At 48.5% G+C, this 17486-nt stretch carries 18 protein-coding genes and 1 other annotated feature; of the genes, 11 read left to right on the top strand and 7 right to left on the bottom strand.

Going from position 1 to position 17486, the window contains the following annotated elements:
• Nucleotides 1-42: 42 nt before the first annotated feature.
• Together FHS16_RS21640 and FHS16_RS21635 are read right to left on the bottom strand one after the other, a co-directional pair.
• Nucleotides 43-378, bottom strand: coding sequence for a DUF1904 family protein (locus FHS16_RS21640; RefSeq protein WP_183567610.1), 336 nt, complete (start codon nt 376-378; stop codon nt 43-45).
• A gap of 92 nt (nt 379-470) precedes the next feature.
• Nucleotides 471-1409, bottom strand: a complete 939-nt coding sequence (locus FHS16_RS21635) for an RluA family pseudouridine synthase (protein ID WP_183567607.1) — start codon at nt 1407-1409, stop codon at nt 471-473.
• Nucleotides 1410-1596: 187 nt separating this feature from the next.
• On the opposite strand from FHS16_RS21635, the gene FHS16_RS21630 reads away from it, so the two are divergent.
• Together FHS16_RS21630 and FHS16_RS21625 are read left to right on the top strand one after the other, a co-directional pair.
• Nucleotides 1597-3141, top strand: coding sequence for a stalk domain-containing protein (locus tag FHS16_RS21630; RefSeq protein WP_183567604.1), 1545 nt, complete (start codon nt 1597-1599; stop codon nt 3139-3141).
• Between the two features lie 156 nt (nt 3142-3297).
• Entirely contained in the window at nt 3298-5190 is a 1893-nt protein-coding gene (locus FHS16_RS21625) for a B12-binding domain-containing radical SAM protein (RefSeq protein WP_183567601.1), read from the top strand.
• Between the two features lie 274 nt (nt 5191-5464).
• Here FHS16_RS21625 and FHS16_RS21620 read toward each other — a convergent pair whose 3' ends face one another.
• From FHS16_RS21620 to mnmL, 3 genes are all read right to left on the bottom strand, one after another.
• Entirely contained in the window at nt 5465-6448 is a 984-nt protein-coding gene (locus FHS16_RS21620; protein ID WP_183567598.1) for a type I phosphomannose isomerase catalytic subunit, read from the bottom strand.
• Between the two features lie 93 nt (nt 6449-6541).
• Nucleotides 6542-7138, bottom strand: a complete 597-nt coding sequence (gene mnmM, locus FHS16_RS21615; RefSeq protein ID WP_183567595.1) for a tRNA 5-(aminomethyl)-2-thiouridylate-methyltransferase MnmM — start codon at nt 7136-7138, stop codon at nt 6542-6544.
• Between the two features lie 59 nt (nt 7139-7197).
• A complete protein-coding gene (gene mnmL, locus FHS16_RS21610; protein ID WP_183567592.1) occupies nt 7198-8154 on the bottom strand; it encodes a tRNA modification radical SAM protein MnmL/YtqA in 957 nt (318 codons plus the stop codon).
• Nucleotides 8155-8435: 281 nt separating this feature from the next.
• On the opposite strand from mnmL, the gene FHS16_RS21605 reads away from it, so the two are divergent.
• Both FHS16_RS21605 and trmB read left to right on the top strand, forming a co-directional pair.
• On the top strand, nt 8436-8645 hold the full coding sequence (locus FHS16_RS21605) for a hypothetical protein (protein ID WP_183567589.1): 210 nt from the start codon (nt 8436-8438) through the stop codon (nt 8643-8645).
• A gap of 173 nt (nt 8646-8818) precedes the next feature.
• Entirely contained in the window at nt 8819-9586 is a 768-nt protein-coding gene (gene trmB / locus FHS16_RS21600; RefSeq protein ID WP_183567587.1) for a tRNA (guanosine(46)-N7)-methyltransferase TrmB, read from the top strand.
• Here trmB and FHS16_RS21595 read toward each other — a convergent pair.
• A complete protein-coding gene (locus FHS16_RS21595) occupies nt 9583-10155 on the bottom strand; it encodes a phosphatase PAP2 family protein (RefSeq protein ID WP_183567584.1) in 573 nt (190 codons plus the stop codon). The two genes, trmB and FHS16_RS21595, sit on opposite strands and share 4 nt — an antisense overlap.
• Before the next feature lie 703 nt (nt 10156-10858).
• On the opposite strand from FHS16_RS21595, the gene FHS16_RS21590 reads away from it, so the two are divergent.
• The 5 genes from FHS16_RS21590 to FHS16_RS21570 all read left to right on the top strand — a co-directional run bounded on the left by FHS16_RS21590 (nt 10859) and on the right by FHS16_RS21570 (nt 14107).
• Nucleotides 10859-12094: a glycosyltransferase family 2 protein gene (locus FHS16_RS21590; protein ID WP_183567581.1), complete on the top strand. Its 1236-nt coding sequence runs from the start codon at nt 10859-10861 to the stop codon at nt 12092-12094.
• Between the two features lie 103 nt (nt 12095-12197).
• Nucleotides 12198-12355 (top strand) — a sequence feature (ribosomal protein L20 leader region).
• Nucleotides 12356-12411: 56 nt separating this feature from the next.
• Complete coding sequence (infC, locus tag FHS16_RS21585; RefSeq protein ID WP_183567682.1) at nt 12412-12909, top strand: translation initiation factor IF-3; 498 nt, start codon at nt 12412-12414, stop codon at nt 12907-12909.
• Nucleotides 12910-12943: 34 nt separating this feature from the next.
• Entirely contained in the window at nt 12944-13141 is a 198-nt protein-coding gene (gene rpmI, locus FHS16_RS21580; RefSeq protein WP_053374531.1) for a 50S ribosomal protein L35, read from the top strand.
• Between the two features lie 50 nt (nt 13142-13191).
• Complete coding sequence (gene rplT / locus FHS16_RS21575; RefSeq protein WP_054028358.1) at nt 13192-13551, top strand: 50S ribosomal protein L20; 360 nt, start codon at nt 13192-13194, stop codon at nt 13549-13551.
• Between the two features lie 202 nt (nt 13552-13753).
• Nucleotides 13754-14107 (top strand): eL33 family ribosomal protein, encoded by a 354-nt coding sequence (locus FHS16_RS21570; protein WP_183567578.1) that lies wholly within the window; start codon nt 13754-13756, stop codon nt 14105-14107.
• A 14-nt stretch (nt 14108-14121) separates the two neighbouring features.
• On the opposite strand, the gene FHS16_RS21565 is transcribed toward FHS16_RS21570, so the two are convergent.
• The gene (locus tag FHS16_RS21565; protein WP_183567575.1) at nt 14122-14574 is read right to left on the bottom strand and encodes a GNAT family N-acetyltransferase; all 453 of its coding nucleotides are present in this window, start codon (nt 14572-14574) and stop codon (nt 14122-14124) included.
• A 561-nt stretch (nt 14575-15135) separates the two neighbouring features.
• On the opposite strand from FHS16_RS21565, the gene ilvB reads away from it, so the two are divergent.
• Together ilvB and ilvN are read left to right on the top strand one after the other, a co-directional pair.
• Nucleotides 15136-16881, top strand: coding sequence for a biosynthetic-type acetolactate synthase large subunit (ilvB, locus tag FHS16_RS21560; RefSeq protein WP_183567572.1), 1746 nt, complete (start codon nt 15136-15138; stop codon nt 16879-16881).
• Entirely contained in the window at nt 16878-17363 is a 486-nt protein-coding gene (gene ilvN, locus FHS16_RS21555) for an acetolactate synthase small subunit (protein ID WP_183567569.1), read from the top strand. The genes ilvB and ilvN overlap by 4 nt, the downstream gene beginning before the upstream one ends.
• Nucleotides 17364-17486: the final 123 nt, after the last annotated feature.

Below are 17486 nucleotides of genomic sequence, written 5' to 3'. Positions count from 1 at the left end.
CTTGTTCCGTATCTTTGATCTTTTCAGGCTAATTTCTTGGCTCTAACCTTTTACTGGCTTACCGTTAATATAATAGCTATCCTCGCGGTAGGCATGGAATACAATCTCGATTTCCTGGATTCCGAGCTGTGCGACGTGGCGGTTGACTGTTTCCGCGAAGCGGCTCTGCACGAGCTGACCGCGCTCGAACCAGCCTACTTCGATAAAGGCGAAGGAAGGCTCGCCCGGCATTCCGCCATAAACATTCGTCGCGTGCAGACATGCCATCGTGAAATTATCGGTTCCGCATTCGCATATATCCGCAAGCTCTGCGGCAAGGGTAGAAGTAACGGTTATCAATTGATCAGCGGCAACACCGCGGAATACTAAATGAGGCATAGGTTATTCCTCCAATACGAGCTAGAATAAATGCTGTTTGTAGTATATCAGAAAAAAGCATCGGCCGCTTTGTAACCAGCAGCCGATGCTTTTTAGTTTTCTACTCCCTCAGCGGCATGGAACGGCCGGAGGAACAGCTTCGGAATGTCGGTTTCGAACCGGACTAGCTTGCCTGTAACGGGATGCGTGAAGGCGAGTACGCGGGCATGCAAGCCGAGACGGCCGATAGTCCGTGATTTGGCGCCATATTTTTTGTCACCAACAACAGGATGGCCGATATCCTCCATATGCACGCGAATTTGGTTTTTTCGGCCAGTTTCGAGCTGGACCTCCAGTAAGGAGAAGCTTTTATTCGAGCGAAGCACCTTATAGTGGGTAACGGCGTGCAGTCCGTCATTCGGGTATGAGCTGGAATACATTTTGAGCGTCTTGCTTTCCTTAAGCCAGGAGGAGATCGTACCTTTCTCCTTCTTGACTGCCCCTTCGACGAGCGCCACATAAATACGCTCTTGAACGGTGTCCTGCCAGCTGTTTTGCAGCTGCTGCTGAACGGCTTCGCTTTTGGCGAACATCATAACCCCTGAAGTATCGCGGTCGAGCCTGTGCACGACGAAAATGCGGTTCTTCGAATTCTCAAGCCTGACATGAGCGGTAAGCTGGCGATAAGCCGTCACTTCATTCTCCGGCGCAGAGTCGGATGAAATAGACAACAGTCCGGACTCTTTCTTGATGACGATAATATGTTCATCTTCGAACAGAATCGCGAGGCCTTCAAGGGGAAGCTTCTCCTGAGGCCGATCCTTGCCTACCGTGACGGTCTGACCGGGCTGGAGCTGATAATTGTATGCAGTCGTTGATTTGCCGCTGACTGATACTTGTCCGTGCGCAAGTATGGATTTGACGACGTTTCGGCCTGCACCGGATATATTTTGTAAGAGAAAAGGCAGCAGCTCCATCGGTTCCGTGACCGGATAGGACTTGCTCTTGTCTGCTTGTGTTTGAGGAGCTCTTCGCTTTTTCCCTCTTTGCATGTAAAACCCTCCTAGATTCAATGCTCCTACTATACCACGAGTGAGCGGCTCTGTTCTAATCTTCTATTTACGTTAAACTCATATTCTATCAATTCCGGTTTAATAGACAAAGCATCATGAGGAATGGTAGGATAATGGCTAGATATACCAAATGGTGAAAATGGAAAAGGTTGGAGGAAATCAACGCGTGAAAACAAAACTGATTCATTCTTTGCTCAGTCCTTTGCTGGTAGCAGGCTTATTGCTGGCTCCGCTTCCGGGATTAAGCGGCCATGCCGCAGCAGCAAGCGTTACGACAAAAGCGACTGCCGCAGCACAGCAATTGCAAGTCATTGTAGACGGGAAGAAAATCTCTTTATCGGCGGCTGCCTATGCAGAGAATGGCGTTACATACGTACCTATGCGTGATATTTTCAAGGCATTAGGCGCATCGGTTACCTGGGAAAGCAAGACGCAGACGATTATCGCACGAAAAGGGTATTTATCTATTTCTCTTCAAGTTGGCAAGAAGACGGCTGTCATTAACGGCAAAACGGTTAAGCTGGATGCACCTGCCCTCATTCGGAAGGGCGTTACCTTCGTGCCGGCCCGCTTTATAGCAGAATCGCTTAACGCTACGGTGAAATGGGATAAAGCGGCCAGCGCGGTGCGCATTACTTCCCAAGAGGCTGCGGAGAATGCAGAATATGAGGAATGGCTGGAATCGCAAAATAATCTGCCTACGCTGACGAGCAAAGAAATCGTAGATAAATTCGATGAAAGCGTCGTTCTAATCATGACGAACAAGGCGCAGGGAAGCGGCGTTGTGATCGGCGAAAACTTAATTCTCACTAATTACCACGTCATCGCGGACGCTGCATCCGCTACAGCATTAACGATCAATGGCAAGCAGCTTACGATTGCTGGCGTTGTGAAATATGACGAGGATGCCGATCTCGCAATCGTTAGAACGGGAGGAGCGATCGGAATCGCGCCTGTCACGCTAGGTTACGGACTCAATTCGTACAAAGGCGGAAAGGTCGTAGCAATCGGCAGCCCGCTTGGACTGCAGAATACGGTTTCTGACGGTTTAATAAGTAATATTACGTATGAGGATGGCATTAGATATATACAAACGAGTGCTCCAATTGATCACGGAAGCTCTGGCGGCGCGTTGTTTAATGAGTTCGGAGATCTAGTGGGGATCACTACGCTAGGCTATTCCGGCACAAGCGCTGACCTTAATTTTGCCGTTTCCGTCATTCATGCGGCAAGCTTGAACAGCGAAATTACAGACAAGGATGTCGAAGACGCGAGGTTTTTGCCTTCGAGCTTGCCGGCAACCCTAGTGGGAGCGCCATTGACCGACATCGAGAAGCTGCTAAAGGATCACTATGGCCTGCTCTCAACGACAGAGGGCGAAGCAGCATTCACGAAGTGGACGGCAAAACGCGATTCCTCGGGCTGGCTGGTGCTCACGGCTGAGATTGATCCTTTATTCTACATGTATTACGGTGCTGCCTCCGCTCAGGAGCTTCGCTTATGGGCCATTAACTTAGGTCATGAGTTCCATGAAATGCTGCCCGACGAAAAAATTCAGGTATTGATTAACTATGAGCGTGAATACGGCTTCGAGCCGCGAGGCTTTGCCCCTGGCGAGGTGACTTCGCTTGGCGGGGACAAGTGGCAGGTGCGTTTCCCTGTCATTGATATGCAGCTCAAAAACGAGCTATTTATTAAAGTGCGCGTGTAAAAGGATGGAGGCAAGAGCTGGCGGGATAAGCGCCCGTTCGATGCCTCTTCTTTTTTTTGCTTTTTTTCGGTACAATAGAAGGCATCTTGCTCGATGCGGGAGTGCTTTGCGTGATTCCGCTCAGAAAGCAAATGCTTAAGTTAGAGAGGTTATGCTATGAAAGTGGTACTGTCCACCTTAAACGCTAAATTTATACACACATCGCTTGCCCTGCGATGTCTGAAGGCATTCAGCGGCGACCGATTCGATATTGAAATCGCGGAATATACCATCAAAGACCCGGTGATGAACATTGTCTCGGATATCTATTCGCGCAAGCCGGATGTCGTCGGCTTCTCCTGTTACATTTGGAACATTGAGGAAACGATAACGGTCATTAACATGCTGCGCAAAATCATGCCGGAAATCAAAATTATTCTCGGCGGCCCGGAAGTCAGCTACGATATGGACTATTGGATGGAACGCGTGCAGGAGGTCGACTTTATCGTGGTTGGGGAAGGCGAAGAGACCTTCCATCATCTGCTGACGGAGATTGAGGGAGACGGGAAGTACCATATGGTATTCGGCGTTACCTACAGAAAGCAGCGCGAGGATCGCGTCGAGGTGCTTATTAACCCTCCGCGTCCGAAGCTGAACCTGAACGAGCTGCCTTCCCCGCATCGCTTCAAGGAGGATATTCCCCATCTTGGCAGCCGTGTCGTGTATTTCGAGACAAGCCGAGGCTGTCCATTCAGCTGCCAATTCTGCTTATCGAGCATCGAGGTCGGCGTTCGGTACTACGACATGGAGCGTACGAAGGCAGATATTTTGTACTTGATTGAGAAAGGCGCCAAGCTCATTAAGTTTGTAGACAGAACTTTTAACATCAAACGAGACTACGCGCTCGAAATTTTTGAGTTTCTGATCAAAAACCATCAAGGCTGCGTTTTTCAATTCGAAATAACAGCTGATATTATGCGCCCTGAGGTGCTGGACTATCTGGCAGAGCATGCGCCTCCCGGTATCTTCCGCTTCGAAATCGGCGTGCAGTCGACCAATGATTCAACAAACGAAGCGGTACAGCGCCGCCAAAACTGGATGAAGCTTGTTCGTACGGTCATGAAGGTGAAAAACTCGCAAAAAATCGATCAGCATCTCGATTTGATTGCTGGCTTGCCGCTTGAGAACTACGATACGTTCAGAGGCACGTTCAACGATGTGTTCGAGCTAAGGCCGGAAGAGCTCCAGCTTGGCTTTCTCAAAATGCTTCGAGGCACCGGTTTGCGGCGGGAAGCAGACAAATGGGGCTATATTTATATGGACCGCTCGCCCTACGAAATGCTTGGGAATGATCTCATGCCATTCGGCGATATCGTTCGCATTAAGCGGGTAGAGGATGTGCTTGAGAAATACTGGAATGCTCATCGGATGGATCATACCCTGCTTTACTTGGTCGATCGCGTATTTCCGTCGCCGTTTGACTTCTTCCAAGCCTTTGGCGACTTCTGGGAGCGCAGCGGCTGGCAAAAGATCGGCCACCAGCTTGAGGACCTGTATTCTCGGCTGTGGGCATTCCTTGAATCCTTGCCGCGTTCAGGGAAATTAGCGGTCGGTTCCTTGCCGGTTCTGGAGGAGGATGCTCAGAAGCAGTCGTTTACATTTGATGAGGTGCTGGCGATTGCCGGTTCGCGTCTTGATTCGGATGTGGTGCTGGGACTAATGAAATATGATTATTTCCTTAACCATAACTATAAACCGCGTAAAACCTGGTGGGAATTTACGATGGACAAGTCTGTATGGAGCGGATGGATGCGCCGCTTGGCAGAGCGTCCTGCGGATGTATCGCCGGAATTCGCCGCGTTAAAGTTCGGGGAGAAGGAGCTTCACAAGCATGCGGTAATCGAGAAGCTGCCGTTTGATCTTGCGACCTTCCTGTCAACGGGCGAGGTAGTTCGGGAACGCCACACGCTGCTTGCCGTGCTCTATGCGCTTGAGGCCGGAAGCAGCAAGCCGAAGCCGCGGCCATTTACGTTATCGATTGAAGTCGAACAAGAGGCACTGCAAAGCTAATTCGATATAGAATGAAAAAGAACCGCCGCCCTAGGCAATGCCTAGGGTTGGCGGTTCTTTTCAAAATATAAGACTTTATATGTTTCACGCGATAACGTATTTTTCTATTTCTACGAGAAACGGATACCTGCCTCTTGCAGAGGACGGCGAAGCCGTTTCTTCTTGACGTATAGGAAAGTATATGGGTTTGCTCCTACTTTCTCTATACGTTTCGCTGAAACGATGGCGTCTATTGAAAGGACGCCGTCAGGCGTTTCTTCTTATATCGTAAGGGTTAGAGAACAGCAGCGGGTACGATGCTTCTAAGCACGGTCATGCTTCCAGAAAGCTCATAGTTACCGAGGTTGGCAGGAAGAAGGAAGCATTCGCCTGCTTTCACTGCTTGCTCGCCGTCATCCCATTTCAATGCGCCATCGCCTTCTGCGATGACTAGAATAACGAAGCTCTCCAAGGAAGTGGATAGTTGCCAAGGTGCGGCGACAATGCCTTTCTCAACGACAAAGTATGGAGAGGAAGCAATCGTCAGCCATTCGCCTGCTACGGCATGGTCGGTCTTCATGCGTGCAGCGCCTGCGCCCTCATAGGCGATAACGTTGAGGGAATCCTCGATATGCAGCTCACGCAGCTGTCCGTCAAGGCCTGGACGGTCGTAATCAAACAATCGGTAGGTGGTATCGGAGTTTTGCTGGATTTCGGCTACGACAACGCCGGAGCATAGCGCGTGCACCGTACCAGCAGGAATGTAGAATGCATCCCCAGCTTGAACAGGTACCTCCTGCAGCGTGTCCATGATGCGTCCTTCTGTTATAGCGGCTTCCATTGCGGAGCGGTCCACGCCATCCTTCAAGCCATAAATGATTTTTGCGCCTGGCTTGGCATCAAGGATATACCACATCTCTGTTTTGCCCAGCTCACCGGCAGGAAGGCCTTCATATTCATCGGTAGGATGAACCTGAATTGAGAGGTCGTCGTTGCAATCGAGCAGCTTGATGAGAAGCGGGAAACGACCGTTTTTCTCAGAAAAGCCTTGCGTTCCGAACCAGACCGGACCATATGTTTCGCGAATTTGATCAAGGCCTGTGCCTGAAAGCACGCCATTCATCACTTTCGTTGTGCCATTCGGGTGATCCCCGATCATCCAACCTTCACCTATGGAGCCTTCAGGAAGCTCAAGACCAAAGCCCTCTAAAGCGCGTCCGCCCCAAATTCTTTCTTTCATTTCTGCTTTAAACTGTAATGGATATGGTTTTACTGTCATCTCTCATCTCTCCCATTTCTGTTGTATGTAGGGCTGCTACAGCTGCATCCTATTCGATAATAGCGCCCTTTCGTATCGTAATCTAGTAACCAATTACCTAGCCGCGTCTGGACGTTTTTCTATTGCAATGAGGTAGGGCGCCGAAGCACGCTGCAATTGCCGATAAATAACGGTCTGTGCGGAATGCTGGGGAAGCTGCGCTGCCCATTGCTCTACGCTGTTTGCTTCGTCTGCCCCGCCTGGATGGCCGGGATATAAGACGCAGGTAATGATGCCGCCAGGACGCAGTAAACGGATTGCGCCTTCAAGCGCAAGCAACGTTGACGCGGGTTCGGTAATAACCGTAAGGTCGCTGCTCCCCGGCAAGTAGCCGAGGTTGAACATAACAGTTGCGACTTGTCCGATTGCTTTGCCGTCAACTGCGTATGCCATTCCTGCATGGCTCTCAAGCAAAAGCTTCACATTCGGCAGCTTATCGGCGCTTGCTGACGATGAGAGTCGTTCCTGCGTGCGATCAAGCGCTTCCTGTTGAATATCGAAGGCATACACGGTGCCCTTCGGTCCGACAAGCTCTGCGAGCATTAGCGTATCGACACCGCCGCCGGCGGTAGCATCAATTACGATGTCCCCTGGCAAAGTGCGCTCAGCAATCCATTTGTGAGCCATACTTAGGACGGATAGAAAACCCATGGGCCACCTCCTATACCTTTGGTTTGAATCGCAGGCTAATGTTTAGCATACATTGCGGCCTATGACTCCGAGTTCCAATGCTTGCCCTGCCAAGTATTGCGGCGCTTCAGCTCATCGTCGAATCCATTTAGCACTGCCCATTTGTTGAGACTCCACATCGGTCCCAACAGAAGATCACGCGGTGCGTCTCCGGTGAGGCGATGAACAATCATCTCGGGAGGAAGAAATTCAAGGGTGTCGACAATCAGATTTACGTACTCGTCCTGCTCCAAAAACTGCAAAAGACCGGCTTCATACTGGCGAACCATAGGTGTCTTGCGCATCAGATGCAGCAAATGGATCTTAATGCCCTGTACATCCATTTGGGCAACCGCACGCCCCGTATCGAGCATCATTTCATGCGTTTCCTGCGGCAGTCCATAAATGATATGCGCACAGACACGAATGCCGCGAGCGCGAAGCCGCTTCACTGCGTCAACGTAGCATGCGGTGTCATGTGCCCGATTAATGAGCTCGGAGGTCGATTCGTGCACGGTTTGAAGACCCATCTCCACCCAAAGGTAGGTACGCTCATTCAACTCGGCCAAATAATCAACGACATCGTCCGGCAAACAATCGGGACGAGTTGCTATAGAAAGGCCAACGACTCCCGGTTGCTGCAAAATGATCTCGTAATACTCACGCAGCTCCCGGACAGGCGCATACGTATTCGTATACGCCTGGAAGTAACCGATATATTGCGCTTCCTGCCATTTCTGATGCTGGCGGTCGCGAATATTATTGAACTGCGTGACCAGATCGTCCCGGCGGCTGCCGGCGAAATCTCCTGATCCTCGTGCGCTGCAAAACGTACAGCCGCCTTTCGCAATTGAACCATCGCGGTTCGGACAGGTGAAGCCGGCATCGAGCATTACCTTGAATACTTTCCCGCCGAATTGTTCCCGCATTTCGTAATTCCATGTATGAAATCGTTTATCGCCCCAGAGTGAAGGCTGCGATGTGTCTGATCCAATCATCGATTTCCCCTTCTTTCAACACATACATCCTATATTTTAGCGAAAAACGAGCGGAAAAGCCACGTCTGATATCAAGTAGGAGCTTGAATGTTCGGAAACCGCTTTAATTGGAAATTATTTTTGAAAAGGAGTAATTTGGGCTTGCTTAACCTTACATGAAGTGTTATATTAAAAGTGCGACATAACAACAAATAAACCTGACATAGCCCAATTGCACCTGCATTCATGAAACGTCGATTAAATGGAAATACTCTTACAATAAATCGATGAGGTGATTAGAGATGAATAATGTATCCAAAATTTTGCGCGGCGACGATATAGTAACGGTCGAGCTAACTGTAAAAGAACTGATGGCACTTACGGGTGTCCGTTTTCACAATAACCATGGCGTAGAGATTTCTGCCCGGAAGAAACTTAACGAAGTGCTGGTCGATACTTACGAGCGCGAGCAGCAAGAGAATGGCCCCATTCCTTACCAGCTTCTATCTTAAGCATGGTTAAGCGAGCGAAACCCAATAAAGCCGAGCATCCAAGTAATGGGTGCCGGCTTTTTTCAATGAACCGCTCGTTTGATTAGACCTCTTTACATTGTGTAGATTGTTCGGCACAATAAGGAATAGTCTATTCGTTGCATCGTCTACGATAATTGGAGGAATCACAGCATATGCGTTTAAGAGGAAGAAAAGGAATTCGTGAAAGTCTAGAGGGCCAGCCGGAGCTTGTTGTGCTTGATGCCGCTCCTCACAAAGGAAAATGGCGTGAGTTTTTTGGAAACGATCAGCCGATATACGTTGAGCTGGGAATGGGGAAAGGCCGTTTTATTAGCCAAATGAGCGTTCGCTATCCGCATATCAACTTCATCGGCGTTGATATGTATGACGAGTTGCTGCGCCGGGCGAGCGATAAGGCTCGGATTGTCTGGGAACAAAAAGGGGAGTCTCACCCGCCGAATCTTGCCTTGCTTCGCGCAAATATCGAAGGCATCGAAACGATGTTCGCGCCTGGAGAAATCGAACGCGTTCATCTTAATTTCAGTGATCCATGGCCGAAAGCAAAGCATGCCCGCCGGAGACTTACGCACCCGAGACTTGTCGCCAAGTATATCGAGCTGCTCAATGAGCGCGGTGAAATCCATTTCAAGACGGACTCGCAGTCATTGTTTGAGTTTTCCTTGAATAGCTTTGCTGAGATGGAGCTCATTATGCGCAATATATCGCTTCATCTACATAAAGAAGGTCCCCGAGAGGACCTTGTGTTTACCGAGTATGAAATGAAATTTATGGAAAAAGGGCAAAACATTTATCGCGTTGAGGCTGTTATCGGCTCCGAGGCACTCCAAAAGCATCGCGAAGCGAAGCAGGAGAAGTCACTAAAGGAAGAGGCAGAAGCCAGCAAGGCGGAAGCAGAAGATTCCGAGGATGAAACTAATTAATTGATCCCCACTGCGGAGCCTACCCATGAATAATTGACGGCTATTGCCGTCACACTTCCGATTAACGCGCCTGCCGCAACATCGGAAGGATAATGCAGGCCTAAGTACATTCTTGACCATCCCACCGAAACACCTATTATAAGCGCTATGGGTATTAGCAAGGTTAACCAGACTCCGCTGGTCAGCAGGATTGGGACGAGCCATGCAAAAATAGCGGTGGTATGGCCGGATGGAAAGGAAGAATCCACTAATGGATTATGTCCCGTATTGACGTCAGGCATCGCTTGGTAAGGCCGAAGCCGTTTGAATTTCCGTTTTACGACAGCCACAGGCAGGTGGCTGATAATAACCGCAGTCAAGCATTGCCAGCCCGTAAGGCTCCATGGTGCAGGTGCGAGTATTGCATATAGCAGGGCGGTTGCGAGCGTGAAGGTAGCGCCGCCCATATGTGTGACTATGCTTAGCCATTTACCCAAAAATCGCTGTCGTTTCCCCCCAGAAGGTCTCCGATTTGCCCAAATCAGCACTTTTTGCTCACTTGTTTTCAGCCAGCCTATCATTCTTTCCATCGCTGTCATCCTCCTAACGGTGGCTTACTTTAAATGGTGACTTTCTTAGATAAATTTAATTTTATCATGTTTTTGTAAGCCGAGCGTAAACTATTTCTTGTCCCATTATTAAAGATAAGTAAGTATTATAGCATTTAATTGGACGACTGTGTGTCCAGCTCGACGCCCGCAATTCGCATATCAGAATGCCTAGGAAAAACGTACCAGATAAAAGATACAAATATTGATGCTGTTTGCTGTTTAATAATGTGCAGTTGATGGTAAAACTGTAATGGACATATATTCGGTCGTTGCGGCAGAACTTGTCGAAACTGCAAATCATGTCAACGGGGAAGGTCTAGTTCACCTGTTCGTCACACAAGGTTAGCGAAACTTAAGAAACATTTTCTTGTCTTCCATCGTAAATAAGGACGTTAGAGCTAAAAAGTCAGTAAATGGTTGAAAATAAGGCTGAGTCGTCGTAAAAGGAGGTAATGCGTTCATTGGCATGCCATGCAAGCGTTTTTCTGCCAAGATTAAGCCTAATGGAGACAAATTCAACTTTTGACAAAGAAGATGTTTCTGTGGAGAATCAATAAAGGTCCGAGAGTGTTTGCAGAGAAACACTCATTCAAAGAGAAAATATATAATAAAAAGCTTGCGGCAGTTATGAGTGATTGCTGAAAAAAAGCAAAAAAATGGGGTCTCAAGGGGGCAGTATCGCATGGTTCTAAGTGTTATTTTTATCGCGTTTCAAATCGTAATGGCTTCACTTGCGGTTTACCAGTTCGGTATTTCTATTTTTGGAATGATCAAAAACAAAAGCCGCAAGCATCACGCTGCACAAAAATCGTTCGCTGTGCTTGTCGCAGCGCATAACGAAGAGCAAGTGGTCGGGGCGCTAATCGAAAACTTGAAGAAAATGGACTATCCAGAAGAGCTATACGATATATTTGTAATCTGTGACAATTGTACGGACGGCACGGCAGATATTAGCCGCAGCATGGGGGTCCATGCATGCGAGAGAACGAACCAGTTGCTTCGCGGCAAAGGCTATGCGATTGAATGGATGCTCAAGGAGCTATGGGCTATGCCCCGTCAATATGACGCGGTTGTCATGTTCGATGCGGATAATTTGGTGAATCCGGACTTCCTGCAATTGATGAATGATGATTTGTGCGAAGGCCACCAAGTAATCCAAGGTTATTTGGATACGAAGAACCCTGACGATTCATGGGTTACTGCAGCTTATGGCATTACCTATTGGTATTGCAATCGCTTGTGGCAGCTGTCGAGGACAAACCTCAAGATGAGCAACTTCCTTGGCGGAACCGGCATGTGCTTCGAATCTGCGCTGCTGAAGGATATGGGCTGGGGCGCAACGAGCTTGGTTGAGGATTTGGAGTTCTCGATGCGCTGCGTGCAGCGCGGCATTTATCCAATCTTGAACTATGATGCAAAAGTATACGACGAGAAGCCGGTCACGTTCAAGGCTTCGGCAAGGCAGCGCCTTCGCTGGATGCAGGGCCATTTCAACGTTGCCCGCAATTACTTTTTCCCCCTTCTATGGGCAAGCATCAAGGAGCGCAACTTCGTGAAATTCGATTCGGCGATCTACACGATCTCCGTATATAATACGCTGCTTGGTTTTATTCTGACGCTGGTGATGTGGATCGACATCGCGATCCCATCCACGAACTACCTAGACTCGCTGTACAACTATCTGCCTTGGTGGACGGTAGGAATCGCTGCTTTTGCTGGAATTATTCAGTTCCCGATAGCGCTCATGCTAGAAGGAGTGAAATCGTGGAAGATGTATGCGCATCTGCTGACATTGCCGTTCTTCCTCATATCGTGGTGGCCGATTACGTTCTACGCATTCTTTACTCAGAACAACAAAACGTGGAGTCATACGCAACATACACGCGTTGTTCGTATTGAGGAAGTACAGAGCAAATAGCGTTGACGTTCGGCAACGCAGTTCAAAAACATATTCTCAGCTGTTGACATGGATTCGTAGGCCATGGTATAGTAACACGGTAACATTTTCAACTAACTTAATGACGCACAAGCAGAAGCACCCGCTTCTCACCTTTCGGCTAAGGCTGGCTGGTTCGCGATAATCGATTAGTCATTCCATTATTTCTAACGAAATGATGCTCTGACATACATGTACGGTTATGAGATGCGGGTTCGAGCGAACCCGCATTTTTTTATTGCGTAGAGACATGAAACAACCAATTTTGGAGGTGGCACGTTATTAGCAGAGAACATCAAATCAATGATGAGATCCGGGCCAGAGAAGTACGTTTAGTAGGTGCTGAAGGCGAGCAAATCGGTATCAAATCGATTCGCGATGCTATGCAGCTAGCTGTTGAGCTTAATTTGGACCTGGTGAACGTCGCACCGACGGCTAAGCCGCCGGTATGCCGGATCATGGACTACGGAAAGTTCCGTTATGAGCAGCAGAAGAAAGAAAAAGAAGCTCGTAAAAACCAAAAGATCGTTGATCTTAAGGAAGTTTGGTTCCGTGCTAACATTGACGAGAACGACTACCAAACGAAATTCCGGAACGTCGTTAAATTCCTCAATGAAGGCGATAAAGTGAAAGCATCCGTAAGATTCCGTGGCCGTGAGATTGCACATGCTTCTCTTGGACAGAAGATTTTGGATCGTCTTTCGAAAGAGGTTGCCGAATTATGCAGCGTTGAGCGCGCTCCTAAGCTGGAAGGCCGGAGCATGATTATGATTTTGGCACCCAAAACCAACAGCTAACAACTGATGAAGAACCTTAAGGAGGATAACTGATATGCCTAAGATGAAAACACACAGCAGTCTGAAAGACCGCTTTAAAATTACTGGAACTGGTAAAGTAAAACGTTACAAAGCTTACCGTAACCACTTGCTTTCACACAAATCCGGTCGTCAAAAACGCGTACTTGCTGGCCAACCGCTTATGGCTGCTGGCGACGTTCGTCGTTTGAAGCAAGGCCTTTCCAACTTGTAATCATAAGCAACAACAAATAAGCTAATTCAACCTACAGGAGGTTTCCATTCATGGCAAGAGTCAAAGGCGGTTTTGTCCGCACTCGTCGTCGCAAAAGAATTCTAAAGCTAGCAAAAGGTTATTTCGGTTCGAAGCATCGCCTGTTTAAAACAGCGAAGGAGCAAGTAGGTAAGTCCCTTATGTACGCTTACCGTGACCGTCGCAACAAAAAACGTGACATCCGCAGACTGTGGATCGTTCGTATCAATGCGGCAGCACGCATTAACGGTCTTTCATACAACAAATTCATGCATGGCTTGAAGCTTGCGGGCGTAGAAGTGAACCGCAAAATCCTTGCTGACCTGGCTGTTAACGATATGACATCGTTTAACTCACTTGCAGGTATTGCGAAAGAAAAAATTAACGCATAGGCGTTAATCACATATAAAGGCTGTCCGACTCATTCATTGAGGTTGGACAGCCTTTTTTGTTTTGATCATGTGGATCGCCTGTTCGGGCTTGGATATTCGCGACGTGAAGAAATGTACATTTATTGATGCAGAGGACAAACAAACAGACGGATGCTGCTTCCCTTGAATATGGTATAGGACAAAGGGAAAGGAGGGATTATGCATGAATAGTGTTTCCAAACAACAAGTACGGAAACTGGTCGGCAAATCCATCTATGCAGTACGTCCAGATGGCTCTGTCGTCACAGGCAAGCTCGTTCGAGTTCACCAAAATAAACTAATCGTTGCTCCGCTCAAGCAGGACAAGGGGAAAGTTGTGCAGACAAATGCAATTCTGCCGCTTGTATTGTTTGATCTTCTGGCAATCGGTACGCTTCCATTCCTTGGCGGCGGCTTTGGTGGCGGGTTTGGCGGTGGCTTCGGCGGTGGTTATGGCGGCGGAGGATGCTGCAACAATAATTTCAACCAATGCGGTGGAGGTTATGGTTACGGAAATCAAGGCTATAACGGGTACTAAGAATCATTAGTCGATCATAGCGGGGTGAGCGGCTTGAGCATCTCAAAGCAGCGAAGTTCAGGATAATAACGGACGGTTTGGTAACCCAATTTACTGTAAAGTTGATGGGCTTTGCCATTTACTTGGTCCACAAACAGTCTTGCAATGATGCAGTTCTGGGATCTGCCGTAAGCCTCGCTCTGCGCGATTAATTTCCTACCCCATTGTCGGTTGCGGTGATCGGGATGGGTGACCATCATATCTAAATAAAGCACCTCTCCCATTACCTCGAAGTGGAGGAAGGAGATTGGCGGGCTTTTTTTGGATAAAGAAGCTACATAAGTAACACCACGGCGAAACCGCTTCGGCAGCTCGCGAATGGTTTGAGCATCGTGCTGATGAACCGTATGTGACAAAGGGATAAGCTCGTTTTTTATAAGCCGAACGACTTCGGCCTCATCGAGCCTTGGCTCATAAAGTCTGATCATTATCATCATTCCATTTCTGCAGCGGGGGAGCGGCGGTGAACGCTGCATGAGTTTGCCGTTTGGAGGCTACACTACTATATGTGAAACGGGCTTGGAATGCGCCGATTACATTTTGCGGGAAGAGTTGTTTATGGTTCTTGACGAACGGTGATTCACGGCATATAATAAAGAAAGTCTTATCTACCACGTACCGGTGTAACGCCATGTGGTACATACACAATCAGCAATGATGAGGACGAAGTGCTTAGGGCCCTTTTGAACAGAGAGCGGATGGATCAGCTGCAACCATCGCCAAAATCCCTTTTCTACGAGCTCACCTCGGAGCTGTTTCCTTGAAAAGCAACAACTGTTGCCTAATAGGGGAAATCGCAGGGCAAGCGTTAAAGTGCCAATAGTATGAACGTATGTGCACGACGTTCTTACTTGTGGAGGTTATACGTCGAGAGAGGTATAACAAATTTGGGTGGTACCACGGAAGATATACCTTTCGTCCCTCGTTGCTTCTTTTTGAAGCATGAGGAGCGAGAGGTTTTTTTGTTTTTTTTGAGAGGAGGATGACTGATGGTAACGCAAGGTGCAACACTGAAGTCAAAAGAGGAAATGAAGGAAAGGATTTCGAAGCCCGAAGTCATATCTGGTTCGGAAATTTTGCTTAGAAGTCTATTGCTTGAGGATGTAGATTGTGTATTCGGATATCCAGGCGGAGCAGTATTGTACATTTATGACGCGATGCACGGCAATCCCGACTTCAATCATTTGCTTACACGCCATGAACAAGGCGCAATACATGCTGCAGACGGCTATGCTCGTGCAAGCGGCAAAGTAGGCGTATGTATCGCAACCTCTGGACCGGGGGCAACAAACCTCGTAACGGGAATTGCTACAGCCTATATGGATTCAGTGCCACTTGTTGTCATTACGGGTAATGTCATATCCAGCTTGATCGGAAGCGATGCTTTCCAAGAAGCGGATATCACGGGAATCACGATGCCAATTACGAAGCACAGCTACTTGGTGCGCGATGTTGAGGACCTGCCGCGCATTATTCATGAAGCATTCCATATTGCCAATACGGGCCGTAAAGGTCCGGTATTGATTGACATACCGAAAGATATCTCTGCTGCTAAAACGCTGTTCAAGCCGTCAACGGAAGTTAACATTCGCGGGTATAACCCGACCGTATCGCCGAACAAGAATCAAGTCGACAAGCTGATTAAAGCCATTGAACAGGCAGAGCGTCCGCTTATCCTTGCTGGCGGCGGAGTAGTATACTCTGGCGGTCACGAACAATTATTCGAGTTCGTAACGAAAACACAAATTCCGATTACGACGACGTTGCTTGGACTTGGCGCATTCCCAAGCGGCAACGACTTGTTCCTGGGCATGCCTGGAATGCATGGAACCTATACGGCAAACAAATCGATTCAAAGCGCGGATCTGCTTATTAACATCGGCGCACGCTTCGATGACCGGGTGACCGGCAAGCTTTCGGGTTTCGCACCGCTGGCGAAGATTGTTCATATCGATATCGATCCTGCGGAAATCGGCAAAAACGTACCGACGGACATTCCAATCGTTGGCGATGTAAAAACCGTGCTGGAAGTCGTCAACAAGCTGGCTAAGCGCGCGGACAAAGCAGATGACTGGCGCGCCAAGCTTAAAGCGTCCTGTGAGCAATATCCGTTCAGCTACAAGGATTCGGATGTTGAGCTTAAGCCGCAATGGGTAGTTGAGCTCATTCATGAAACGACGAACGGCGATGCAATTGTAACGACTGACGTTGGCCAGCACCAAATGTGGGCAGCGCAGTATTACAAGTTCAATAAGCCGCGTTCATGGGTAACGTCTGGCGGGCTCGGAACGATGGGCTTCGGCTTCCCTTCAGCAATCGGCGCTCAAATGGCTAATCCTGATCGCGTAGTCGTTTCCATCAACGGTGACGGCGGCATGCAGATGTGTGCGCAAGAGCTTGCGATTTGCGCAATTAACAACATTCCGGTAAAAGTGGCTATTATCAATAACCAAGTGCTCGGGATGGTTCGTCAATGGCAGGAGCTTATCTACGATAACCGCTATAGCCATATCGATCTTTCCGGCAGCCCGGATTTTGTCAAGCTCTCCGAAGCTTACGGCGTCAAAGGCTTTCGGGCAACGAACAAGGAAGAAGCACGGGCAGCTTGGGAAGAAGCACTCCGTCATCCTGGTCCGGCCGTTGTGGAGTTCGTCGTTCGCAAGGAAGAAAACGTGTACCCAATGGTTGCACAAGGAAGCACCATCGACGAAATGATCATGGGGGATGCGGAATGAAAAAACACACGATCGCAGTAATCGTAAACGATCAGCCCGGTGTTCTGCAGCGCGTTTCCGGCTTGTTCGGACGCCGCGGCTTCAATATTGAGAGCATTACGGTAGGATCCAGCGAAGAAGCAGGCTTGTCGCGTATGGTCATCGTCACTTCAGGTGATGACCATACCCTCGAGCAAGTCACGAAGCAATTGTACAAGCTTATTGATGTTATTAAGGTTATTGATCTTAGTTCCAATCCGATGGTCGCGCGTGAGCTTGCACTGATTAAAGTCAATGCAGAGCCGTCTACTAGACCGGAAATTTTAGGAGTCGTTGAAACGTTCCGTGCAGCGGTTGTCGATATTGGCACGCATTCTCTTATGGTACAGGTAGTCGGCGACACCGAGAAAATCGACGCTATGGTTGAGCTGCTGAAGCCTTACGGCATCCGCGAGCTTTCGCGCACTGGCGTAACGGCGCTTAACAGAGGCAACGCGAAATAGTAATCACTTCTATTCCCATTTCAACATCCCGTTTTGAGCGGGAGTTTAAGGGGAGAACCGCTGCTTATGGGTCATTCTCTGCTTAAACACCCGCTCAAAAGGGTTAAATTAAAGGAGGCAATT

Source organism: Paenibacillus endophyticus, from assembly GCF_014192395.1.
Taxonomy (GTDB): Bacteria; Bacillota; Bacilli; order Paenibacillales; family Paenibacillaceae; genus Pristimantibacillus; species Pristimantibacillus endophyticus.
This window is presented reverse-complemented; position numbering and strand designations above follow the sequence as displayed.